This is a genomic window from Oscillatoria sp. CS-180, from assembly GCF_028330965.1.
Taxonomy (GTDB): domain Bacteria; phylum Cyanobacteriota; class Cyanobacteriia; order Phormidesmidales; family Phormidesmidaceae; genus Halomicronema.
The window spans coordinates 1-23904 of the sequence record NZ_JAQMUB010000060.1; the positions used below are offsets into that span (position 1 = coordinate 1).

At 51.4% G+C, this 23904-nt stretch carries 17 protein-coding genes and 1 pseudogene; 9 read left to right on the forward strand and 9 right to left on the reverse strand.

Annotated features, from left to right (window positions below; genetic code table 11):
• Positions 1–110: 110 nt before the first annotated feature.
• Entirely contained in the window at positions 111–710 is a 600-nt protein-coding gene (locus PN498_RS14275) for a hypothetical protein (RefSeq protein ID WP_272063486.1), read from the reverse strand.
• A gap of 434 nt (positions 711–1144) precedes the next feature.
• Between PN498_RS14275 and PN498_RS14280 the strand changes: the two genes are divergently transcribed.
• Positions 1145–1843 (forward strand): hypothetical protein, encoded by a 699-nt coding sequence (locus tag PN498_RS14280; RefSeq protein WP_272063487.1) that lies wholly within the window; start codon positions 1145–1147, stop codon positions 1841–1843.
• A gap of 311 nt (positions 1844–2154) precedes the next feature.
• Here PN498_RS14280 and PN498_RS14285 read toward each other — a convergent pair whose 3' ends face one another.
• Positions 2155–2838, reverse strand: a complete 684-nt coding sequence (locus PN498_RS14285; protein ID WP_272063511.1) for an SDR family oxidoreductase — start codon at positions 2836–2838, stop codon at positions 2155–2157.
• Here PN498_RS14285 and PN498_RS14290 point away from each other — a divergent pair.
• The gene (locus PN498_RS14290) at positions 2735–3121 is read left to right on the forward strand and encodes a helix-turn-helix transcriptional regulator (protein ID WP_272063488.1); all 387 of its coding nucleotides are present in this window, start codon (positions 2735–2737) and stop codon (positions 3119–3121) included. The genes PN498_RS14285 and PN498_RS14290 overlap by 104 nt on opposite strands.
• Before the next feature lie 160 nt (positions 3122–3281).
• On the opposite strand, the gene PN498_RS14295 is transcribed toward PN498_RS14290, so the two are convergent.
• The 4 genes from PN498_RS14295 to PN498_RS14310 all read right to left on the reverse strand — a co-directional run bounded on the left by PN498_RS14295 (position 3282) and on the right by PN498_RS14310 (position 6744).
• On the reverse strand, positions 3282–4262 hold the full coding sequence (locus PN498_RS14295; protein ID WP_272063489.1) for a bestrophin family protein: 981 nt from the start codon (positions 4260–4262) through the stop codon (positions 3282–3284).
• A gap of 83 nt (positions 4263–4345) precedes the next feature.
• Entirely contained in the window at positions 4346–4648 is a 303-nt protein-coding gene (locus PN498_RS14300) for a hypothetical protein (protein WP_272063490.1), read from the reverse strand.
• Positions 4649–4929: 281 nt separating this feature from the next.
• Positions 4930–5613, reverse strand: a complete 684-nt coding sequence (locus PN498_RS14305; RefSeq protein ID WP_272063491.1) for a hypothetical protein — start codon at positions 5611–5613, stop codon at positions 4930–4932.
• Positions 5614–6621: 1008 nt separating this feature from the next.
• Entirely contained in the window at positions 6622–6744 is a 123-nt protein-coding gene (locus tag PN498_RS14310) for a hypothetical protein (RefSeq protein WP_272063492.1), read from the reverse strand.
• A 26-nt stretch (positions 6745–6770) separates the two neighbouring features.
• Between PN498_RS14310 and PN498_RS14315 the strand changes: the two genes are divergently transcribed.
• Together PN498_RS14315 and PN498_RS14320 are read left to right on the forward strand one after the other, a co-directional pair.
• Entirely contained in the window at positions 6771–13949 is a 7179-nt protein-coding gene (locus tag PN498_RS14315; RefSeq protein WP_272063493.1) for an Ig-like domain-containing protein, read from the forward strand.
• A 165-nt stretch (positions 13950–14114) separates the two neighbouring features.
• Complete coding sequence (locus PN498_RS14320; protein WP_272063494.1) at positions 14115–16712, forward strand: histidine phosphatase family protein; 2598 nt, start codon at positions 14115–14117, stop codon at positions 16710–16712.
• A 125-nt stretch (positions 16713–16837) separates the two neighbouring features.
• On the opposite strand, the gene PN498_RS14325 is transcribed toward PN498_RS14320, so the two are convergent.
• Positions 16838–17191, reverse strand: coding sequence for a DUF5615 family PIN-like protein (locus tag PN498_RS14325; protein ID WP_272063495.1), 354 nt, complete (start codon positions 17189–17191; stop codon positions 16838–16840).
• Positions 17188–17505, reverse strand: a complete 318-nt coding sequence (locus PN498_RS14330; RefSeq protein WP_272063496.1) for a DUF433 domain-containing protein — start codon at positions 17503–17505, stop codon at positions 17188–17190. The genes PN498_RS14325 and PN498_RS14330 overlap by 4 nt, the downstream gene beginning before the upstream one ends.
• Before the next feature lie 473 nt (positions 17506–17978).
• Between PN498_RS14330 and PN498_RS14335 the strand changes: the two genes are divergently transcribed.
• Complete coding sequence (locus tag PN498_RS14335) at positions 17979–21254, forward strand: serine hydrolase (protein WP_272063497.1); 3276 nt, start codon at positions 17979–17981, stop codon at positions 21252–21254.
• Positions 21255–21399: 145 nt separating this feature from the next.
• Here PN498_RS14335 and PN498_RS14340 read toward each other — a convergent pair whose 3' ends face one another.
• On the reverse strand, positions 21400–22161 hold the full coding sequence (locus tag PN498_RS14340; RefSeq protein WP_272063498.1) for a Uma2 family endonuclease: 762 nt from the start codon (positions 22159–22161) through the stop codon (positions 21400–21402).
• 608 nt (positions 22162–22769) lie between these two features.
• Between PN498_RS14340 and psbE the strand changes: the two genes are divergently transcribed.
• The 4 genes and pseudogenes from psbE to PN498_RS14360 all read left to right on the forward strand — a co-directional run bounded on the left by psbE (position 22770) and on the right by PN498_RS14360 (position 23830).
• Positions 22770–23048 carry a cytochrome b559 subunit alpha gene (gene psbE, locus PN498_RS14345; protein WP_272063499.1) on the forward strand — a complete coding sequence of 93 codons (279 nt, stop codon included), beginning with the start codon at positions 22770–22772 and terminating at the stop codon, positions 23046–23048.
• Between the two features lie 39 nt (positions 23049–23087).
• Positions 23088–23231, forward strand: a pseudogene (psbF, locus tag PN498_RS14350) (cytochrome b559 subunit beta); the annotation flags it as partial.
• Positions 23214–23381 (forward strand): photosystem II protein Y, encoded by a 168-nt coding sequence (locus PN498_RS14355; protein ID WP_272063512.1) that lies wholly within the window; start codon positions 23214–23216, stop codon positions 23379–23381. The pseudogene psbF and the gene PN498_RS14355, both read left to right, overlap by 18 nt.
• Positions 23382–23689: 308 nt before the next feature.
• Complete coding sequence (locus PN498_RS14360; protein WP_272063500.1) at positions 23690–23830, forward strand: photosystem II protein Y; 141 nt, start codon at positions 23690–23692, stop codon at positions 23828–23830.
• The last annotated feature ends 74 nt before the right edge of the window (positions 23831–23904 follow it).

Sequence of the window (23904 nt, forward strand, 5' to 3'; positions counted from 1 at the left end):
CTGGGGGGGTCTTTGCGTTGTCTAGATCAGCGCTAGTGCATCATCCAGATTCGAGACATCGGCCACTGTGACAAAGTCACTTTCACCCAGGGCAGAGGCTTGAACATTGTTCAATACGGCTCCTCGGCAACAATGTCATCAAAGACATCTAAGGTAATGTATGCATTGGCTTCGGTGATAGTGGCAATAAAGCTTTGACCACGGTCATCTCCAGGGCGCAGGTTGCTAACACCAGACAGCTGCAGCGCATCAAGGTTAGATAATTCAAACTGTCCGAGGGGGCCACTGACACTTTCATCGCTTGTTACTAAGACATCAATGCCCCCGGCTGGAATCGCGCCATCCACCGCGAAGTTGACCGTAAAGGTATCACCTTCTGCCAAGCTGGTTTCAGATACCGATAGGCCGATGGTGGGACCAACGCCAGGGCCACCATTGTCGTCAGTGATGGTAAATAGCGTTGCGTTCTGGTCCGGAGCGACCACATAGCCATCGCCTTCGAGCAAGCGGAAGTCAAAGGTAGTTGTCTCCTCAACCAGGTCGTTAATCATCGGCAGCTGGATTGCAGCTTGGTTTTCTAGCAGACGAACGCCAATGATGTTGTTCTCCTGGTCAAAGGGCGGTGCTAGGCCCAAGCCTTCAAAAGCGGCTCGATCATCTTCGCTATCGGCCTGATCGGTAATACCAAAGAGGTTCTCAAGGAGAACCACGAGACCACCTTCAGGAATCTCACCCGCAACGGTAAACTCTAGCCTTAGCAGTCGCTCTTCAGCGGTGCCTTCCTCAGGAATGGTGGCAGGAACAGCTTCAAAACTAACAACTGGTAGACCACTAGGAGGCTCAACCGGGGTTCTACCGTTGCCTCAGACACATTAAAGGCCAATGTATAGTCACTAGTCACACCCAGCTGCTGCACGTCCGTCACTCAGCATAGTGAGCTGAGTTCGTTGCTCGGGACGAGAGCAGCCGGGGATTGATACCGCAATTGGTTGCCTGCACGAGCATCTAGCAATGGTGTTACCGTAGAACAATTCAAAGCTTACGTTGAAGAACAAGACCGACCCATCCAATCAGGGCTGCCCAGAATTCCTCTCATCGCTAAGCTGGGAGTCCCCTCCCGAAACAGAAGATGGTCTGAAAGTCTATGGCCTCTGTCATGCATCATCACATCCAGTCTTTGGTTGCGTCTATTCAGCAGGAACTATTGCCAACGCTCCATCTGGAAAGCAAGGACCCTCACAATCCGGTTGTTGTCTATCGGATATCGACGCCCTGGACCTGCTTAGGGGCAGGGAACTACGCGGCAGTTTTTGCTCACCCTGATTATCCAGAGCAGGTAGTCAAGGTCTATGCTCCGGGACGCCCTGGTATCGCTGATGAAGTTGAGGTCTATCGACGTCTAGGCCATCATCCGGCGTTTTCAGAATGCTATGCCAGTGGGACTAACTTTTTAGTCCTTAAGCGCCTTCATGGCATCACGCTGTACGACTGTATGCACCGAGGGGTTCTTATTCTGCCTCAGGTAATTCAAGACATTGATAGGGCCTTGGACTATGCCCGTAGTCGCGGATTGTTTCCCCACGATGTGCATGGTCGCAATGTTATGGTGAGCGGCGGGCGGGGTCTAGTGGTTGATATTTCTGATTTTTTGCACCAAAGCCCTTGCCTAGCTTGGCAAGATTTGAAGTGGGCTTATCGATGGATTTATCGTCCCATCTTCTCGCATTTGCCTCTACGAGTGCCCTACCGTTTGCTGGATGGATTTCGGGCTGGTTATCGTCTCTTGCGAAAATTGTGGCCTCGTCACCCAAAACAGTCTCTGCACAACGACAGTCGCCCGTAATGTATGGAGAATAGTGCAAGGGTCGAAAACGCTCCTTGGCGAAGTGAGTTGGCTAAGGGATGAATGATAGTGATGCTCTATGCCTAAAATTTAAGACTGCGATCGCCGTTACCTCGATGCTCACAGTGCATACCTGGTTTGCAGTGCTTATCCCACCGCTGACTTCAAGGCCTATGCCGGGGACTGGATATGGCAGCTTTTCCCAGACGCCAGCCCGAGGCTCAGCAAGCATTGTTAGATGAGCCTCCTCTCTTTACTCCCAATGTCCTTTTGGGGTGGCGATAACGGTCTTATGATTTGACTGATTCTCTTCAGAACGCACTGGCCGTTGGCCGAACAATGATTTCATTCACGTCAACATCATCGGGTTGGGATGCGGCGTACAAAACTGCTTGAGCGATCGCATCCGGGCTGAGTGAAATTTTGCGTAAATCTCTCAAAGCGCCTTTCGCTGATTCGTCTGTAATGTCAGAGCCTAACTCCGTCCTGACGACACCAGGAGAGATTGTCGTGACGCGAATATTTTGCAATTCCTGGCGCAGTCCCTCAGAGATGGCCCAAACCGCATATTTCGTGGCGCAGTAGACGGCCCCTGTCGGGACGACCACATGAGCGCCAATTGACGCCGTATTGATAAACTGCCCACCGCCTTGCGCCTCCATGATAGGCAAGCCCGCCGCAATGCCATTGAGCACACCACGAATATTGACATCAATCATAGTGTCCCATTCTTCAACCTTCAAAGCATTCAGGGGCGACAGTGGCATCACCCCCGCATTGTTGAAAATCACATCAACGCGCCCAAACTGCTCCCTGGCAAAGTGAATGAACGCTTTCATATCGTCACGGTTGGCAACGTCCATAGCCTTGTATTCTGCTGCACCGCCCTGCGTGCGAATAGTTTCAACAATCTCTTCTAGCTTTTGGATTCGTCGTGCTCCTAAAACTACTTTTGCTCGGTTCTGGGCTAGTAGCTTGGCGCAGGCTGCTCCGATACCGCTGCTCGCGCCCGTAATTGCTCAGTTAGCAGAGCGAGCCAATATGTCTGTCTCCTCGTTTCATCGTCATTTCAAGACGGTCACTTCAATGAGTCCACTGCAGTATCAAAAACACCTGAGGCTAGTTGAAGCACGTCGCCTGATGCTGACCGAAGACGCCGACGCCACCCACGCCGCCTATCAGGTGGGATACGAAAGCCCTTCCCAGTTCAGCCGAGAATACTCTCGCATGTTTGGATCCCCTCCCATTCAGGATGTTCAGCGGCTACGAACAGCCTGAGCAGCAACTACCTTTCAAACACACCTTCTCCTCTGTCTTTTACTAAAAGGCACTACCGTCGATCTGTAACGGGTACTCTACAACGAGTGGAACGGCTACGGTGGAGCCGGATGTGGATGCGGTTCGGCATGAGTTCGACGAGGTTTGCTGTTGGCTTCAATTATCGCGATCGCCACTGACTGCAGCTCGGGGCCAACGTGATCAGGTCTTGAATGTTGCGATGCATGGTGCGGCAAATGTCATCTAACGGCAAATCGTTAGAGTGGTGACCGAAAGGATTCTCAATCTCGATGCCGATTTCCTCGATGCCAAAAATCGTGAAGCTAATCAAACCGACTATTAAGGGAGTGCTCCAACCGAGTGTCTCGACTAGCTGAAAGGGCAATGCCAGGCAATAAATCAGGACTAGCTGCTTGAGATGAATTGAGTAGGCTAGCGGAATTGGGGTCTTCAAAATCCGTTCGCAACCGCCAAGCACATCAACCATGCGGTCTAGCAGCGCTATCATGCTCGCGAGCTGGTAAGTGTTGAGGTGGCCACGGTCATGTTGATCTTGCAGATAATCAGCAATCCAAAACGCAATTTCTATCGGTGGGTGATGCATGGAATGTAATTTGTCGAGTTGCTCAGGAGTCAGCAGGGCACCCATTTCGGCATCCGGCAATTCATCTCGCAGATGCAATTTGACCGCGATCGCAAACGCTACCAATAACTTCAGCACACGCACCTTGGCCATTTGATCGGTGGCTGATGTTTCAATGATAGAGACCCAAATTTGCCGGGCTAAGTTGCGTACCGTATTCACCAGCATGCCCCACAGCTTGCGACCTTCCCAAAATCGCTCATAGGCAGTATTCGTCCGAAAGACCAGCAACAAACCCAGCACAATACTAGGCACCAGGTTGCCTAAAACTGGCAACGATACCCCTATGCCCCCAGCGTATAGACCCGTAATCACCGCCGCAAAAATGACGCAGACCAGCACGCGCGGAATCACTGAAACCACCACGGACCCTCGAATCCGAAACAGGATGCGAAACCACTGATCTTGTTTGTGTTGAGCCAAACTGATGGTTTCGGTCTGGGCTGTATCAACAGCCGAGCGAACCGTGATGCGATTTTTTATAGTTTGCCGTGACATAAGCGGGCGAATACGGTTAGCTGAATCGGCAATGTTGACCAAGCGGCCCTGGCTCTGAGTCCTTAGACTCCAGCCTCAGTGCATCATCCCCAGTGCATCTTTATAATTATCAGCATACCCAGACGCCGCTGGCCGCCGAGCAACACCAGCATTATGTAAAACCAGGCCATTGCTGGCGGCGACGCCTTAATTGGTAATACCCACAAGGAGTGGAGGAGCCACGTCGTTGTCCAGTCAAAGGCCACCAGGGGAGAGGTCTCGGCAATGCCGAAGGGCACGTAGGCGAGTTGCTCAAAGCCCGGTTGATTTTTTAGCCCTACATAGCTCTGGTAGGACATGACGATGACTTGAAACGCCTGCGGATCGCGCAGCCAGATTTGCTTCACGTCCAAGTAGGCGGGGGCAGTGAGCGTGACCTGTTGCTGAAAGGCATTGAAGGTGGAGCTGATCTGGGGCGATTCCAGGTCGGAAACGGTCAGCGCTTGCCCATCCTTGCCACAATGCTGAGCAGTAGCCCGATCGCAAATCCCCTGATAATATTGCGTTTCATCATTTGGGTGTCTCCAATAAACTTTTGGCGTTTTCTGCGGTGATTAGCTGTAGCCGGGTTGAAACGGTGGAAACAGCCGCGTGCGATCGCCGGGTCAGATCCGTCAGCATCAACTGGTCATGCAGTTCTTGAAGTGTTGGTGGGTTTGCTGTAACCGAGTCTGGCTGCGCTGTAACTGCTGCTGGGCCAGGGTTTGGTAGTGGGGCGTCTGTATCTGCTGAGTGGTTTGCAAGGCCCGCCCCATCTGGTCGGCAAGTTCCAATACGGTATGCAGCGTTTCGAGTAAGTCGGGAAGGTCGGTTCCTGTTGGGCAATGTGGGCTACCAGGGCATGAATTGCGCTGGTCTGTTGTGCAGCAGCCTGCCATCGGGACTGAGCCGGAGTGGGTAAGAGCGGTGCTACCTCGTCTAATTGCCGTTGCCAAACATCGGGCTCTAGCAGGTTAGTCGAGAGGGTGGCCAAGTTAGGGTCTTGCCAACTGGGCAGGCAAGACCACGCAGCGATCGCCAGCCCCGTAATCACTCCCGTTACCAGCACGATCAGCCGCAGCCCTTGCCACACAATGAGTCCGCCATAGCCCACCAGTAAGCCAGCTAATAGCCTAAGGGGAGGCGGGAGGCGATCGCGCCTGGAGATATTTTTGTGATTTCTGCCCATCAGGAGCACCGATTTTGCACCGAAGCCAACGGCCTGTCCGCTGTCGTCTTTCATCCCGATAGCGAAGTCGGTTTTTCCCATCGTGATAATCCGATGTTGCAGCGTACTCTTGTCGAGGGCGTGAGCGCCTCTGCTTTGCCTCACTTACAAACTCCTCTCTTTGAGAAATTCTGAGTCGTCACGCTCACTCGCCTTTGCAGGCTAAGGAACGAATGAATTTTAAGTTCTCACTTTTGAGTTTTGAATGATTGAGTCATCGGCGAATCCAAAGCTCAAAGTTGATACTTAAATAAGTTCCCGTTCCTAAGCCTGAGGTTCCGGTAATTTCAGCGTGCCAAACTGGGATGACCAGAACTCCCCGCAACTCTGGGAGTAAGCAACTTCGTTGCACTTCCGCGACAATTCTTCAGAATCGAACAGCGCTCTATCACTTTGTCTTGACCATCTTTGGTGCAGGCATTAGCTCTCCAGTATGAGGACCAAACATGGCTGACTACGGCCCCGATCCTGAGATCGAGTCAGCGCATTCACAGTCACTATTAGTGCACTGTCCGTGACCTCAACTGGGTGGTTATGGGGTCAGTCTGCACATGTTACTCAGAGCACTCCCAGTTGACGTGGTTTAGTAACGCTATATGAACAATGAGCAATCCGTTATTGAGAAATAGAATCAATATGCGGCACTGTTATCTCATAGCCCTGTGGCATTGCTGTACAAAACTCTTTTCCGCATTTCTACATCAAAACTTTCTAAAAGCTCCTGAGATAAGGAGGATAGCGCTCGCTTGAGTTAAAATTGCTACTAAAAATCAATATACTGGACAAACGATTTGCGAATATCTACTGAGAGCTTCACAATAAATACATAAATTATTGCCCAAAAATTCAAGTATGAATGATACTATCTCCCTTGAGCTATTGAGAGCAGATTTCATTAAGGAGCTGCTTGAGGATAGAAGATAACCACACGTTCAAAACTCACAGTTACTGCTAACAGGCCCTTTCAACATCGACTCACGTAGCCTCTCAAGACTGCGGCAGTTTTAGCTGTTTGATAGGTCTACCGTGCGCTCTCTAGAGTGTCGCAATCCAGTTGCGGCTCACTTTTTGGTGCATTTTTTCTCGGCAAAGTAGCAGTGCGACCCGTGATGTTTAGCTCATGTCGTTTCGAGCAGTGTATTGCTCACTGTTCGGCCTATCTACACGCCGATTGTGAAACAGCGATCGCTTGTCAATCCGACGATCAGCTTCATCGGTCTCTTGAATACGTTTCACATGTCTGAAATTGGAGTAACGTCCCCATGGTTCAAGTTAGTCTGACAACATCGACCAACTTTGATGGTGATTTCAATGCTTTGGTCGAAGACCAAGGTACTGCCTTGACCGTTCGCTTTGACCTAGATGAGCCCGCCCCACCAGGAGGTTTAAAGGTTTATATTGATAGCGATATCGTACAAATCATCAATCGTCTTGATTTGCCTGCGGCGATTCAAAATCCTCAATTTGAAAATCTAAATGTTTTCGCAACCCAAACTAATTTTGATAATTCTGGGCTTGCGGTCGAAATCATTGAGGGAGCTACTTTTGGTACGGTTACTCTGAACGTCTTCGACAACGACGAGCCAGACACCTTTTTACCCGAGACGTTTGATGGGTTAGTGGAAGCGGTCTTTTCGCTGCGAACGGCTGACCAGGTTGCCCCTGAAGATCAGGCCGCCATCACAGGCGTTGGTGACTACACGATCGATCCCGATGCAGCCTCTAGTACTGTGCTTTTCGTAGATGACGTGAGTCAACTGCCGACAAGTGCTTCAGGTTACGATGAGGCAGTTGGTGGGGATATCTCCAATGATCCTAGCAATCCGCTAACGTTGCCGCTGACCGAAGGCACCACCCGTTTGACGGCCTCTACAGGTGATAGCGATCAAGAATACGTCACTGTCACCGTTCCTGAAGGCTTTGAGCTATCGTCTCTAGTTCTAGAGGCTTACTCACCCAACGACGTCGGCTTCATCGGTGTGCAACAAGGTAGCACGTTCACTGAACCCCTTGATGACAGTGCCATCCGAGAGAACATCCTGGGCTACACCCTATTCGGCAACTCTCGGCAAATTGGGACCGATATTCTTGATGAGATTGGCAACGGTCTAAATGCCCAAGGCTTTGACGGTCCTCTACCCAGCGGCACCTACACCTTCGCTCTTCAGCAACTGGGCGCAGAAAGCGACTACACCCTGGCCTTTAACGTAACCGAAGCCAGAGTTGTCGAAAACACTGCACCCGTTGCCTCCAACGATACCTACACTCGCCCAGCGGCAGGCTCGCTAGAGGTTACTGCTGCATCAGGGGTTCTGAGCAATGACACGGACGGAGATGGAGATACTTTGACGGCGGCGATCGCAACTGAACCTGCCAACGGCACCGTTACCCTCAACTCAGATGGATCCTTCATCTATACTGCCGACGATACAGACCCAATCGCTGATAGCTTTACCTACACCGTTAGCGATGGCGAGGGCGGGACTGACGAAGGCACCGTCACTGTTAACGCCAGCACGGGTGGGCTCCCTATTGTCAGCTTTGAGGCCATTCCGGCTACGGTCTCTGAGGAAGGTAGCGCCGAAGATCGCCTGCTGCAATTGGTGTTTACCGTCGTAGGTGAAATTCCTGACGATGGCCTGGTGGTCAACTTTGACAACCTTTTTGGCATCACTGACCAGCTTGACGCCAATGACGACCGAGCCGCCTTCAACAATCTCGGGTTTGCTGGCTTTGATGTACCGAACAATCGCATTTTCGTGCGCCTGGACGCGAACGAATCTTCCATCGATTTGCCTATTCTTAACGATCTGATTGAAGAAACAACAACCTTCGATTTCCAACTCGCAGAAGGTGACGGCTATACGGTTGATCCTGACAAAAACGCTACTCTATTCACGATCAATGATGATAATGGTGGACCTGGTGTGGGTCCGACTATCAGTCTCTCCGTATCTGAAACCAACCTCACTGAAGGGGATTCCTTCACTGTTAATTTCACCGTTGATGGTGACATGCCTGACGGTGGTTTGGATGTATTGGTTCAAAGCTCAGCCAGTGCCGCATTAGGGGAGTTTGCTTTGACCGACCTCGACGCGCTGGATTTGTCGGGGGTCACTAATCTGCGTCCCGGAGATACAACGGGGCAAAGCTTTATCGCTACGCTCACTGAGCCGAATGCTTCAATTACCCTTGAGGTTTTCGATGACATCGTCGCCCAAGAACCCGTAGAGATTCCGTTTACGCTGGCCAATGGTGAGCTTTACGAGGTTGACCCGAACGCGGCAAGCGTTACTCTGACGATCGCCGATGAAGCGCAACCAGTCGGACCCACGGTCGGTCTCAGCGTAGACACGACCACGCTGATTGAAGGGGGCGATCCCGTAACATTGACCATCTCAGTAGACGGTGAGGTTCCAGCAGAGGGTCTAGAGGTCCTAATCAATGATGCGGCTAGCACCCAAAGCGGGGCTAGAAGCCTAACCGAGTTCGACGTCGCCAATGTGACGACAACGGGCATTGATGGCTTCCCGACTCCAGCGGATGGCGACAGCGGTTTCGTCGTCAAAGTGACTGACTCCACGGCCACCATCACGCTAGCCGCCTTTGACGAAGGTGCTGATGAGAATGAGGCAGATGAGGTCTTTACCTTTGAAGTTGTTGATGGTGAAGCCTACGAGGTAGACGCTAATGCTAGTGAGGTTACTGTTAACATCCTCGATGCGGGTGATACAGGGCTTTCGGTGTCCCTTGATCTTCTCGCCGGTACGTTTGGCGAAGAGGGTGAACTGGTTACGCCTAATTTAGTGCTGTCTGATAGTGGCACCCCAGTTCTGAGTCTGCTGCTTAGCGCTGATGGCCCTGTACCCGAAGATGGGTTAGTCGTCAACGTAGAGACCGACCTGCTCGACATCACGGAGTTTATCCAAGGATCGAACTTTGTGCCAACGGCCTTTGGCGGTCAGGTCGTGGGAGCCATCTACGGTGAAGATGGGAGTCCCATGGGACTGCAAGTGCGACTCGATAACCGCAATACTGTGGTCAACTTCAATACGGGCTTTGCTAACCCAACAGACGGTGAACTGCCGATCGATGTCAGTTTTGCTTTAGCGGTAGGGGAAGGCTACACGCCAGTTGAAACGCCTGCAACGATAGTGCTTTACCAGGATGCTTCACAACTGCCAACGCCGACTGATCCCCCTGAAGTTAGCATCGGGTTTACCAGCGATACGGGGGTTCTCACTGAAGGGGGTGACACGGGCACGCTCAACTTCACGGTAGACGGCGAAATTCCGCCGGAGGGACTGGTTGTCTTCGTCTCCAACAATCAGTTTGCAGGCATTGTTGATTTTGATTTGCTGAATGCCACGACCACAGGTGGCTCGTTCCCTGCACCAGACGGTACCGCGGGCGGCTTCTTCTTCAAGATGACGGAGTCTAGTGCCAGCATTACCTTCCAGGCTCGGGAAGACGAAACCGTAGAGGGTCTAGAGGCAGTCAATGTCGAACTACAGCCGCTGCCAGGCTATACCATCGCGGACGATGCGGGGGATGTTTCAGTCCTGGTGCAGGAGACTGATGCTTCCAAGATTCAGGTCAGCCTGGAAACATCCCCTGAGGTCCTGGTCGAGGCAGAAGGTACGGTTTCAGTTCATACCTTTAATCTAAGTTCTCCCCCGCCAGCAGAAGGGGTAACCGTTCGGGTGCAGACGCCTGGTCTAGACGACTTTGATCCATCTGGCATTACGACAACCGGCATTTCCGGTGACATTCAGGTGCTAGAGAGTTCGCCGGAGCAGTTGGAGTTCACGATTACTGAACAAACGGCAACCATTAGTCTGCCAGTGGCTGATGACGGTCTTGCGGAAGCGGCAGAAACGGTTGTCTTTACGCTAGTCGAACCCAGTGATGATGCCGATTATCAGGTCGATCCTGAAACGAACTCAGGCAGTTTCACGATTGTGGATACGGCTGACCAAGTCCCAGCGCCAGGTATTGAAGATACTGGCAACACGGATGCGATCGGCGACACGATTGACTCGGCTACAGACACAGGTTTGACCGCTAATAGCAACAGCGTTACCGTCGAGGGTAGACTCAACGGCAACTTCTTCACCTCTGACCTATCTCTGCGAACGGACAATACCGAAGATGTAGACATGTATTCCGTTGATCTAGGGGCTGGAGATGTGCTGCGCCTAGACATTGACGCCCGCAATACACGCTCCAACGATGAAAGCCCAGACACCATTCTGCGCTTGTTCGATGCTGAGGGGAACCAGCTTGCCCAAAGCGATGACGATTTCGCACCCGATGAACTCTTTGCGCCAGGTCGCCAAGACTCCTACTTGGAGTTTACAGCCGAAACGGCAGGCACCTATTTCGTAGGAGTTAGCAGCTTTGGCAACGGAGAGTTTGGCTTTACGAACGCCCCTTACGACCCCAACATTACGGGCAGCGGTACAGGACGTAGCTCTGGTGCCTACACCCTCAATCTGACCTTGAATGAAGCGTTCGTGGCTGAGGCAACTGAAATCCCGGATAGCACGGGTGATGGGCCAACGGTTTCATTGTCAGCAACAGCCGCTACCTACGATACCGACGACAATCTGATTGCCAATGCTCTGGTGCAGTTTGTAGAAAATGGGAGTGCGTCAATTTTGACGCTGGGACTGAATGTCGAAGGCATGATTCCTGAGGAGGGAATTGAGGTCTTCTTAACCAGTGACGCTGATTTTGCCAACGTCTTCAGTACAAGGGCACCCTTTAGCCCAGGTGGGGCCGAGGTGCTAGGTGCGGTCTACGACGAAACGGGTGCACCCATCGGCCTCCGGGTTAATCTGCTCAGCAATACCGCTATCCTCAACCTCAATCTCACCAGCCCAGAGGAAGCCCCAACTGATGGCGTTGAGACGATTACGTTTACCCTGGAACCTGCTGCGGGTTACGTCGTCGGCGATAGCACCTTCTCCGCACCTATTTACGATGTCTTGACCGATGTGCCCGCGCTTCCGACTGTTCCTACGGTGGGCATTGCGGTCAGTGAAACTGAACTCATCGAATCTGAAGGGTCTCTAACAACGTTAACGTTCACGCTGGATACTCCACCACCCGCTGAAGGGGTTGTTGTCAATGTGGATAGCGGCGAACGGTCAGCTCTAGGTGAATTCGACGTTTTCAATGCTGAAATCACGGGGGGTGAATTTCCTGCCCCTAACTTCCAGGCCAGTGGCTTTTTCTTCAAGATCACTGAACAGACAGCGACTATCACCTTGTCTGCTTTCGATGAAACAACCAATCCTGAGATTCCGGCTGAGGACGCATTGGAAGGGATTGAGGAATTTACCTTCGCTGTGCAGCCAGGAGTGGGATATGCGATCGCTCCCGAGGCTGGCGAAATTACCGTTACCATCGCTGACAATCCGGATTCTGTCGTGCTGCCACCAGACGACGGCAGTGGTGGAGAACCCCCCACGATTCCAACCGAAGAGGAATTGAATGACACGATCGCTGATGCCATTGCAACTGGGCTCAGTGTCGATAATCCAACTTATCTCGTAGCAGGTGAAATTGGTACAACCCGACAAACCCGTAATCTGATTGATCGCTCTGAAGACGTGGACATGTATGCCTTCGATCTGGAAGCTGGGCAGACTGTCATCCTTGACGTCGATGCTGGTGGCACCGGCAACGCAGGGGTAGAAGGGTCTTTGATGGACAACGTTCTACGGGTCTTTGATGCTAGCGGTAACGAAGTCGCCATCAATGAAAACGGAGCCGCCCCAGATGAGGTTTTCCAGGCCAATGGAGATGCATATCTGGAGTTTGAAGCCCCTGAAACAGGGACTTACTACGTTGGTATCAGCAATCTAGGCAACAACTTCTACGATCCCAATACACAGGGCAGCGGCAGCGGCTGGATCTTTGATGGCAGCTTCGAACCGGGTGAGTACCGTTTTGAAGCAACGCTCGTCGAAACGACGCCTGCCCCTGTTGTCGGTATGACGGTGAATGCCATAGAAATCTCTGAGGAAGACCCTGACCCAGTAGTCACCTTGACCTTCACAGTCGAGAGTGAAATTCCCGATGGCGGACTGCCCATCTTGTTCGACGGCAGTGACGTTGTTCCTATCTTCGATGAAATTGTGGGCGACCCAGTTATCGATGGATTTGCTTTAGGCGACTTCTTCGACCCCAATCAATCCTCCCTCTTTGAGTTTGTGCTGCTGGAAAATACGTCCACAGTGACGCTCAATATCCTGGATGATGTGATTGAGGAAACGCCTGAAGACTACACCTTCAGTATCCTGTCCGACGAGGGTGGACTGCTGGAATCTAGCTACCAGGTTGATCCAGGCGCGGCCAGCGTAACAGTCTCCCTAGTCGATGGCAATGGTGGCCCAGGCGTTGGTCCCACTGTCGGAATCTCGCTCAGCACCACTGAACTCGAAGAAGGCGGTAGTCTCACTGTCAACTTCACGGTGGAGGGTGAAATCCCAACAGAAGGTCTAGAAGTCGTTGTCGATAGCCCCACACCCTTTGCCCTGGGTGAGTTTGTCATCTTCGATGAGAACAACAATCCAGCAGTTGAACTAAACGGCATTGCAGGCTTCCCCGAAGTTTACGATGGTCAGGGCAGCAGCTTCCTCGTGACGCTGACGGACCCGAACGCTTCTCTCACGCTAGATGTGTTCGACGATGGCGCTAACGAAGGCTTAGAAACGCTAACGTTCGATGTCTTGAATGGCGAACTCTATGAGGTTGCTGCGGACACGGGCAGCGTCACGTTAACCATCAATGATTTTGAAGTTGTCGGTACTGACGAGGGCGAAACCCTAGTCGGGGACGATGCTGATAACAGCATCGCGGGTCTTGCAGGTGATGACAATATTGCGGGCGGTCTCGGTAACGACATTATCCTAGGTGACGCAGGTGATGACATTCTGCGAGGCGACCTGAACCTACGGAGTCCTCAAGATTTTGCCATAGGCGGCAACGACATCATCTTTGGCGGTGAAGGCAATGACCGCATTGGTGGTAAAGCCGGCAACGATATCCTCAGCGGCGACGCGGGCGATGACGAAATCTGGGGCGACGCGGGTAATGACATCCTCATGGGCGTTACTGGTAACGACATTCTGACCGGCGATAACGGTTCCAGCGGTAGCGGCAGCGACCTGTTTGTCTTCGGCAACGGCGATGGCACTGATACCATCACCGACTTTGAGGTCGGCGTAGACAGTATTGGTCTGGTTGAGGGTGAGCTGGTCTTTGCTGACCTAACCCTGACTCAGGATGGGGCGAATACCCTGCTGGGTGTTAGTAGCAGCGGCGAAACCCTAGCTGTGTTGAATAACGTTCAAGCGTCTGCTCTGGATGAGAACAGCTTCCAAATCGTTCCCGATGTGTCTAATCCTGATGAGGCGCTGGCACTAGTCTAGCCCTCAACTCCCAACCCATCTCCCAGCCCTTGGGGGATGGGATTTCGTGTGCTGCGACGCAGACAAACGTCCAGCATGCAGCAGTTTTTGAGAAGGTTGCTCTTGTTTACGCATAGCGCCCCTCTCAACGGATCGGAAAACAAAAACAACGTAGAGAATTCAACCATGACTCAAGATATTGGACGTGAAGGTTATCAGAGTGGGGATAGTTTTGACCTCGTCACCCCACCACCGACCTATGAAGGTGAACTCTCTTCTGGGGAACAGGCGAACGCTGACTTCGTGGATCAGTTAGAAGGCAAAGCATTATTAGATGACTTACGAGCAGGGGGCTATGTCATCTACTTCAGACATGCTCAAACGGAGAGAGATTTTGCCGATCAGGTGACCGCCGATGTTGATGATTTTTCGACTCAAAGGGTACTGAGTGAGTTTGGGATAAAACAATCTTTAGCGATTGGTGAAGGATTTGAGCTGTCTCGAATTCCGTATGATGGCGTGATTACCAGTGACTACGGTCGGGCCGTGAAAACAGCGGCGATCGCCTTCGGCGAATACCAGAAAAACTCTGACCTCAACTTCCTTCCATTCGAAGACTATACCGACGCTCAGATCGAAGAGATGCGGGCCAACATTACGCCCTTTCTGACGATGGTTCCTGAAGTAGGAGAAAATACCATCGTTGTCGGCCATGACGATCTGTTTGAAGCGGGTACAGGCATCTACCCCGACCCCCAGGGCATCGCCTATCTGCTCAAGCCAGACGGCAGCGGTAGTTTTGATGTCATTGCTAATCTCCTGCCAGAAGAATGGGCTGAGCTATCCGCAGACGCACCCATAACAACAGACTTCGACCGTTTGACCAGCAGCATAACCGATCCGGTAGCTACTGGGGATGAAAGCTTTGACGGATGGAGCCTAGGAGATAGCTTTGATTTTGTCACATCGCCGCCGACCTATGAAGGCGAACTTAGCCCTGGTGAGCAAGCCAACGCCGACTTTGTCGATCAGCTAGAAGGCGCAGCCCTTTTAGACAAGCTGCAAGAGGGTGGTCATGTTATTTACTTTAGACATGCTCAAACAGAAAGAGACTTTGCCGATCAGGTAACCGCTGATGTCGATGACTTTTCAACGCAACGGGTGCTGAGCGAAGTCGGCGTGCAGCAGTCGCTGGCGATTGGTGAAGGGTTTGAACTCTCTGATATTCCTTACGATCATGTGATTACGAGCGACTACGGTCGTGCTGTTGAAACGGCTGCGATCGCCTTTGGCGAATATGAAAAAGACTCTGCCCTAAATTTCCTGCCGTTTGAGGACTACACCGACGCCCAGATCGAAGAGATGCGGGCCAATGTCACACCCTTCTTGACCATGGTTCCTGAAGCTGGAACTAACACGATCATTGTGGGTCACGACGATTTGTTTGAAGCGGGCACAGGTATCTACCCTGATCCGCAGGGCATTGCCTATGTGCTTGAGCCGGACGGCGACGGCGGTTTTGATATTCTGGCTAACCTGCTGCCAGAAGAGTGGGCTGAACTCTCTGAAGGTTCAGGTATTACCACCTTTAACTTCGACTGGACGGGGCAAATTGCTGGCTTTAGCGTTCAGGGCACCTTCAGCTACGATAGCGATCAAACCTACGTCGAAGACATTGTCCGCGAGGAAGATCTGATTGCCTTTGATATCTCCTTCTTCGACCCTGATGGCAACCTGCTACGCACCTACGAAGACAACCATCTGACATTCGACGATTTCAACTTTGCCTTCGACATCGGCACTCGTGAACTGATACAGGATGGATTTATTCTGGGACCAGACGGCTTCAACTTTGGTGAGAAAACGCCAACGGCTGACGGCTTTAGCGGCCTCAACTTTTGGGGGCGGCCCGAGTTTAACTCGCGAGGACAGACACCAGTACCTCACCTCCATATTGACGATTGGGCAGGTGAATTTGACTTCCCTATCGGCTTCAGTTCCCACGAAGACGTCGCCTTCTACACCCGTACCACCCAAGAACTCCTAGATTCGGGGCGCACTGGCGAAACCTATGTGGGCAGCACCCGCGCTGACTTGAATGAGCTAGGAGCACGAGTGGAGGTATTCGCAGCTGACACCGTCAGGATTGATCAAGTTGGAACCTTTGAAGACGATACGCTAGTTGGCAGCGATCGCCTCGATGGCATTGACGCTCAGGGCGGTGACGATACTGTAGCAGGCGGCCTGGGCAACGATATCATTCTTGGTGGCGACGGGGATGATGTGCTGCGGGGCGACCTCAACGCCCGCTCCCCCCAGGACGGTGGTATGGGCGGTAACGACATCATCTTTGGTGGCGAGGGCAATGACCGCATCGGTGGTAAAGCCGGTAACGACATTCTCAGCGGTGACGCTGGCGATGACGAAATCTGGGGTGACGACGGGGATGACATCCTCATGGGCGTCACCGGCAACGATATCCTGACTGGCGACAACGGTTCCAACGGCAGCGGCAGCGACCTGTTCGTCTTCGGCAACGGCGACGGCACCGACACCATCACCGACTTTGAGGTCGGCGTAGACGGTATTGGTCTGGTCGAGGGTGAACTGGTCTTTGCTGACCTAACGCTGACTCAGGATGGGGCGAATACCCTACTGGGTGTGGCTAGCAGCGGCGAAGTCCTGGCAGTGCTGAACAATGTTCAAGCCTCTGCCCTAGATGAGAGCAGCTTTAGGGTTGTTCCCGATGTGTCAAACCCGGATGAGGCGCTAGCGCTAGTTTAGACCAGGTATTGTCTCTAGAAGCTAGGGGTCTTCTGAACCCTAGCTTCTAACCAACAGCCCTTGTCAACCTTATGGACTGTTGAGTGCGTACATCCCAAAAAGGTGAGCATCAAGCGTCTCACCTATTACAAAGGTAGAAACCGAATCCGATTGTTCCAGTCCTCAGCTTCACTAGCTGTCCAAATGAGTACCAAATCATCAACGACTGCACGCACCGTCATAGACTGTGGCACAACGATAACACCACTGCTAAATGCATTGTCGGTCAATCGCTCCGCAAAGTATGCAGGCATTGTTCGGCGATCGTGGGTGACTAGCACTCGCTCCAACTTAGCTGCTATTTCTAAAATCTCTGGATCGCTTACCCCAAGGATGCCAGCAGAAGCAGCTGTTTGGAAATCTATCTTGGGTTCGGCGCGTTGGCAGGCCCTAACAATGATTTCATTCAAATCAGCGTCAGCCTGGAAACGAACTTTCATTGCTGTACTAACAGTGAGCGTCTGGCTTGCATCAGTTTCTCGTAGAAAGGTTGATCTTGATCATGTGTCGCTTGCCGCAGGGCCGCAAATTCTACTTCCGCCTGTTCCAAATAGGCATCAATTGCGGAACGATTGCCTAGATAGTAGGCGATCGCGCCGTATATCTGCTCTAAAGTCAAAGCAGGAAAACATTCGGTGGCAATTGTTTCAGGCGACAAGCCTTGCAAGAACGCTGAGACGATTGAATCCAGCGAAACTCGGGTGTTTGCAATCCAGTAAACGTTCTCACGCTGTTCTACATATCGGTTGCTCATACCAGATTGCCTCAGCTTGCAGTGGATACCATAACTCAATATAGACGTGCTCTCTAAGTTAATCTAGTTCAGATTTCCGGCCTTCATCTTTGCTCAAAGCCTTATCTCAGCAAAATCCAAGCTCAACTACACGCAATTAGCTTGAATCTACAGTCAGTCAGATTTTAGACCGTATCGTCTGCGCCTCAAAAGGAATTCGGATAGTGCTGAAACAGCGAACCCCAAATGGCCTCTCAACGGGCGGCAAAGTACCCCTTCGAGATAGCGGTAATTGCGTAGCTGTAGTGAGTTCAGCTTCGCTTAGCTTTCGTTGGATAGAATCTCTGCCTCAAATCTGCCTCAAAAAGGATTGCCCATCGACTCCCATTACATGAAGCTCACTCTCTGGCGCTTGAACCGAGCCTCGACCACATTCCCGATCCCAACGCTCAAATCCATACGTTAACCCCGATTGATTCAGAGGAAGACAACCCATGGCATTACCCGATCGCGTAACTACAGCCCTCGACGAAGCGCTCGATAACAATCTTCCGCCTGAAGTCCCCGGTGCTGCGGTCGCCATTCTTGCTCCTGAAGGCGACTGGTTTGGAGCTACCGGAGTTTCTGATGTAGAAAATAATATTGCGCTCCAGCCGGACGATCGCTTCGAAGCGGGCAGCATTACCAAAACCTTTGTGGCTACGACCATCCTGCAGCTAGTGGACGAAGATCAGCTCTCGCTGGATGCCGTTCTGACCGATTTCCTAGCCCCCGAAATTACGGCATTGGTTCCCAACGCGGGCGACATTACCATCGAGCAGATCCTTAATCACACCAGTGGCATTGCCGATTATTTGGATGTGCTAACGACTCAGGCGATGAGCAATCCCCTTTTGTTTGTGCAGGACTGGCAGGCTGAGCAGCTGCTCGGCTTTATCGGGGGGGTCGATCCGGTCTTTGCTCCCGGAGCCGATTGGCAATATTCCAACACCAACTACATTTTGGCTGGACTGGTGATTGAGGCGGTGACGGGCAACAGCTATGGGCAGGAGATTCGCGATCGCATCCTTGATCCCCTTGAGCTAGACAACACCTTTGTTTTTGGCGAAGAAGCGATTCCTGGCGGCTACATCAACAGCTATTGGGACTTCGACAGTAACGGTGTCCTCGACAATCTCAACCTTGTTAACCTGTCTTGGACAGGCTCAGCTGGGTCCATCATTTCTAATACGGAAGACCTGGCTGACTTTTTCGACGAGCTGCTGGTGGATGGTGTGCTACTCCAGGCAGAAACCTTGGAAGAAATGCTCGACACTATCCCCGTCAATTCGCCTAACTATGACACCTATGGGCTGGGTATCGGCACCTTGGAATCGCGCAATCGCTTCTGGTACGTTCATCGGGGGCAGACCTTAGGCTTTCGATCCAACGTTTGGTACTCCCCACTTGAAGAAATCACCTATGTAGAGCTGCTCAACGGTCGTTCCAGCAGTAACTTGGTCAGCGACCTGCTACCTACTTATCGCCGCACCATCCAGCCACCCACCCCCGATATTGTCACCTACGAATTTGAGTGGACCGGGCAGATTGCTGAATTCAGAGTGGCGGGCGAGTTTAGCTTCGACCTAAACCAGTCTTATCTAGACGGCATTGTTCGTGAAGAAGATCTGGAATCCTTCGACGTCTCCTTCTTTGATCCCGACGGCAACCTGCTGCGAACCTACGAGGACAACCATCTCACCTTTCCTGAATTTAACTTCGCTTTTGACACCGACACGCAGGAAATTCTGCAAGACGGCTACTTCCTCGGCCCCGATGGACTGAACATTGGTGAAAAAACAGCGGTGGACGATGGCTTCAGCGGTCTCAACGTCTGGTCGCGTCCAGAATTCAATTCTCAAGGTCAGGTTCCTCCGCCCCATGTTCACGTTGATGATTGGGCCAATGAGTTTGGCTTCCCCATTGGCTTTAGCTCTCATGAGGACGTTGCTTTCTTTACCCAAACCACGGCTGAGCTGGTTGAGACGGGTCGGGTAGGTGAAACGTATATTGATGGTTTGCAAGATACCCTGGATGACTTGGGTAACCCCATGACCGTTTCCCTGCCTGACAATGAAGACGGTTCATTTGGGGTCGTTGACGGGGTGACCAGCCTGTTCCTCAACTTCTCCCTGTTTGAAGAGGCGGGTCTAGTCATTCAAAATGCGACCCCCACTGCCGATCCATTTTCCAACGAGTTCCAGCTGGGATTTGCGATTGATCCAGCCACGACAGACTTCACCTTTGATGCTGTCCCCGCTCTGACCACTGACGGCACTATCAACCACACGGGGGATATCACCTTCCTGGTTGGGGGAGATACCCTGCTAACTATCGGCGATTTCGCGATCAAGTTTGATGAAAGCCGCGTCAGCGACACGACCAGTGGTTTCTTTGTGGCCGATACCCTCGAAGATGGCCTGGGAATTGACATTCTTTTTGACGTTAGTATTCCAGAGCGCTTTCTCGTTACTGAGGATGACCTGACGATCGCCGATGCAGACTTGCTCTTAGCCCCAGAACTCGCCGCAGTTTTGGACCTCAACGACGCCATTGGTGCTGATGTTGGTGATACTCGCGTTGATGCTGACATCGTGGAAATAGGCCCACCCACGGATACCGTAGTGACGGTCGAATTCAGCACCACCACCTTCATCGAAGAATTGGGAACTCGCATGCCTGGGGAAGTTGAGTCGCCACAGGCGCTAACCATCACCTTTACAACCGATCAGCCCATTGAAGAGGGAGCGTTCCCGGTCATTAACTTTGCCTCCAGTGAACCCGACGGCTTAACTCGTTTCTCCCTCACGGAATTCGAAGTTGAGGGTCTTATTCCCGAAGTGGATGTTATCAACTTTGAATTGGCAAATGCAGAGATCACTCTACTGGAGCAAACAGCTTCTCTCACTGTGCCCCTCTTCAATTTTCCGGATGACCGAGACTTGGATGATGATGGCATTATCGAAGACTTTGCGGGACAGACTGAGACCGTTGAATTTACCATCACCTCTCTGACGGACGGCGTCATCATCAATCCTGAAACAACCACGTTTACAGGAACGTTCTTCGAAACGGTTGCCGATGCTGAAGGTGTTGACCTCGTCGGGACTGAAGCTGGCGAAACCTTAGTGACTGAAGCCGCTAACGATACCATTGATGCCCTTGGAGGAGATGACATTGTGGCGGGTGGCTTAGGGAATGATGTGCTCACCGGGGGCAGCGGTGACGATGTGCTCAGGGGCGACCTCAACCTGCGATCGCCTCAAGACGGTGAAACCGGCGGCAACGACATCATCTTTGGCGGTGAGGGGAACGATTTCATCGGTGGCAAGGCGGGTAACGATATCCTCAGCGGTGATGCGGGCGATGACTTCATTTGGGGTGACGCCGGTGACGATATCCTCATGGGCGTCACCGGCAACGATATTCTGACGGGGGATAACGGCTCCAATGGCAGCGGTAGCGATATCTTTGTCTTCGGCAATGGCGATGGCACCGACACCATCACTGACTTTGAAGTCGGCATCGACAAGATTGGTTTGGTCGAGGGCGAGTTGGTGTTTGCTGACCTCAGCCTGATCCAAGACGGTGCTAATACCCTGCTGGGCATCACCAGCACCAGCGAAGTCCTCGCCATCCTGAATAATGTGGAGGCTTCAGGTCTGGATGCCAACAGCTTTGTGATCGTGCCAGACGTATCCAACTCAGGGGAGGCACTCGCGATCGCCTAGAGACGAGTGACAAATAACGAATAACAAGTGACCAACAAACTTGAACTACAGATCCGGCTGACTCAAATAAGCACAGCCGGACCTGTCTATCAATGTTCGGTAATTGAGGATTGGCTGCGATCGCGCTCCTCCAAACCAACCACTCCTAAGCCTGCCCTTCACCTGGCAGATTATCAGGATCAACACCCAGAGATCGCAAGTAGTCAGCCATCCGCGTTGCTCGCTGCCGCTCCGCTTCGGCCTGCTGCTGAAGGGCCTTTAGCTGAGTCCGCATCTGCTTCAATTCTTCCTCTGGCACCAGGTAGGGCTGTCCCTGCTGATCGTGCCACAGCAGCACCTCTAGCTCAATACCGCCAACTAGCTGCTGCGCCCGGCCAAGGCCTAGCCCTACCTCCGGCATCCAATAGGGCTCACCAAGCTGAAGCTGATACTCACCCGCCTCTAGCTTGTACACCTCAAACGGCTGATGCTGGTCTCGCTGCCAGTGCCCAGGATTATAGAGGACGTAGTACAGCACACCCAACTGTCGATAAATCTCCAGCTTCTCATCGTACTCGCCACCTGGTGTCTGTGAAACCATCTCCAGCACCAGTATTGGCACGGTGCCATCTTCTTCCCAAGTGGCGTAGCTCAGTCGTCCTTTTCCGTCTCGACTAGCTTTCCGCCGTTCTACACCCAAACTCAAAAACGCATCGGGCACCACCGGTACTCTCGGATTCACACCTGTCGTATGGTAAATCGCCATATCAACACCGAAGTACCAGTCCATCCGCTCAGCCCACAGGCTCGCTAGAACAAACAGCAGCAAGTTCGGCAGCAAATTCTGGTCTTCGTTGTCCACAGGTATATCGTCAGAACAGGGTAGCTCCGTAGTGCTGGGTAGACGGGAAACAGGGTGCGAAACCATTGGGAATAGGCTGCTCGTCAAGTTCAATACGTTCAATTGTAAGGCGGGGAAATCTGACACCGTTCTGCCTCAGCGGCAATTGGCAGACCGTAGAGAAGTGGCCGCGATCGCCTTTACGCCCTTTAAAGCTGATGCGGCGTTGTAAATACTTTTCTGTCCGCTATAGTCATCGTCAGCATAGTTAGTTCTCCAAAAGGCTACAACGGCAAGGGTTCTCGCCTATTTTCCCTCTCATTTTTTCTTTCTTCGCCCACATTATCTCAGCTCTGATTAAAAAAGTTGAGCTTTTGGGGTTAATTGAAACTTTTTCCTAATAAAACGAAGTGTTAATAACCTTACTACCATACAAAAATCCGCTCCTATCCTTGTCAGAATCCATGAAAAGCATTCACTGAACAAACTTCAGCAATCGAGCAATCATTTTTAGCCGATGCTTAACACGAATTAACGATTGCCATTATTGACAATTTATCTCATTTAGCTCAAGCTGATGTTAGTCAGGATTTGTGATGACAATTTCTTTCTCTTGAGCGATGACTGTTACCGCCGAGACGCTAGGAGTTGTTCCGTAGAGCTTAAAAGCAAGCAGTTTTAATCAGGAGAATAATATGGCAGGCTCAACTGGCGAACGTCCCTTGGGGGACATCGTGACCGATCCGCAATTTTGGCTATTGCACATCGTGAATTTTCCGGCTGTATTCATATCTGGGTGGCTATTCGTGAGTACAGGGCTGGCTTACGACGCATTCGGTACGCCTCGACCCGATGAATACTACCCTTCCAATCAAATGAGGGCACCCATTGTGACTGAGCGAAACCAAGTAAAACAGGAACTTGATTCGTATTTTCAGGAAGAATTTGAAACATCAGCACCCTCTTTACGATAGTCAACTCGGAAAAAATAGCTAACTTAGCGGTAATTTAAGATGACAACTAATTTATCAGACCGACCTGAACGGACCAGGACTGAATATCCTATTTATACGATTCGATGGTTGGCAATTCACGCATTGGGTGTTCCTTCTATCTGGTTTCTGGGTGCGATCGGAGCTATGCAGTTCAACACCCGAGAAAGCCAATTGGCAGTTCAACTTGACCTATTCGGTATTGATGGGCGTGTCTTACTGATTCTTCTGCCGTTGGTTCTCTCTGTAGTTTGGAATGTTATCAATTTTGGTAAACCAACACTTCAGGAACTTCAGAGTGCTTTGAGACGTTGAGGCGACAATAAATGCTTCTTGGAAACGGATGCATTTCGCTATCGACCAACTCAATTTTTAACCTGATATAACTCATAGCCCTCTTGTTGGAAGAAACCCATTGAGGATTTTTGGATAACCAAATATGGCAGAAGAATAAATCAGTGTTAGGTAAAAGATTGATTTTGACACTCTTGAGTATTCCAAGCTAGATGGCTATGGTTATCTCACATTAAATTACGGTTACTCATAGATTTCAGATTGGGTAATCGTTGATTAGGAGTCAATAAAGGGATAGTTGGTTTCAGACCATTGGCAAACATAGAATCATGTTTAATGTCATCATGTTTTATCTGTTTGGCTTAATTGATTTAAGGCTACTGCTAGTGTTATCACCGATTACCATTGCGATCGCTTGGGCAATGTTCATTTATAAAGAACCTAGCTTGAAGCCTTCTCGATGGTTTTAGCGATAGGACAAGATGCATCGAGAACCTATTGAATGCGTTTTGATAGGAATTGATCGACTCAGTATGTAAACAGC

Excerpts from the sequence above, each read along its gene's own strand:
- PN498_RS14280 (WP_272063487.1), top strand. The coding sequence starts at position 1,145 with ATGGCCTCTGTCATGCATCATCACATCCAGTCTTTGGTTGCGTCTATT.
- PN498_RS14295 (WP_272063489.1), bottom strand. The coding sequence starts at position 4,262 with ATGTCACGGCAAACTATAAAAAATCGCATCACGGTTCGCTCGGCTGTT.
- PN498_RS14315 (WP_272063493.1), top strand. The coding sequence starts at position 6,771 with ATGGTTCAAGTTAGTCTGACAACATCGACCAACTTTGATGGTGATTTC.
- PN498_RS14320 (WP_272063494.1), top strand. The coding sequence starts at position 14,115 with ATGACTCAAGATATTGGACGTGAAGGTTATCAGAGTGGGGATAGTTTT.
- PN498_RS14325 (WP_272063495.1), bottom strand. The coding sequence starts at position 17,191 with ATGAAAGTTCGTTTCCAGGCTGACGCTGATTTGAATGAAATCATTGTT.
- PN498_RS14330 (WP_272063496.1), bottom strand. The coding sequence starts at position 17,505 with ATGAGCAACCGATATGTAGAACAGCGTGAGAACGTTTACTGGATTGCA.
- PN498_RS14335 (WP_272063497.1), top strand. The coding sequence starts at position 17,979 with ATGGCATTACCCGATCGCGTAACTACAGCCCTCGACGAAGCGCTCGAT.
- PN498_RS14340 (WP_272063498.1), bottom strand. The coding sequence starts at position 22,161 with ATGGTTTCGCACCCTGTTTCCCGTCTACCCAGCACTACGGAGCTACCC.
- psbE (WP_272063499.1), top strand. The coding sequence starts at position 22,770 with ATGGCAGGCTCAACTGGCGAACGTCCCTTGGGGGACATCGTGACCGAT.
- PN498_RS14355 (WP_272063512.1), top strand. The coding sequence starts at position 23,214 with ATGCAGTTCAACACCCGAGAAAGCCAATTGGCAGTTCAACTTGACCTA.
- PN498_RS14360 (WP_272063500.1), top strand. The coding sequence starts at position 23,690 with ATGTTTAATGTCATCATGTTTTATCTGTTTGGCTTAATTGATTTAAGG.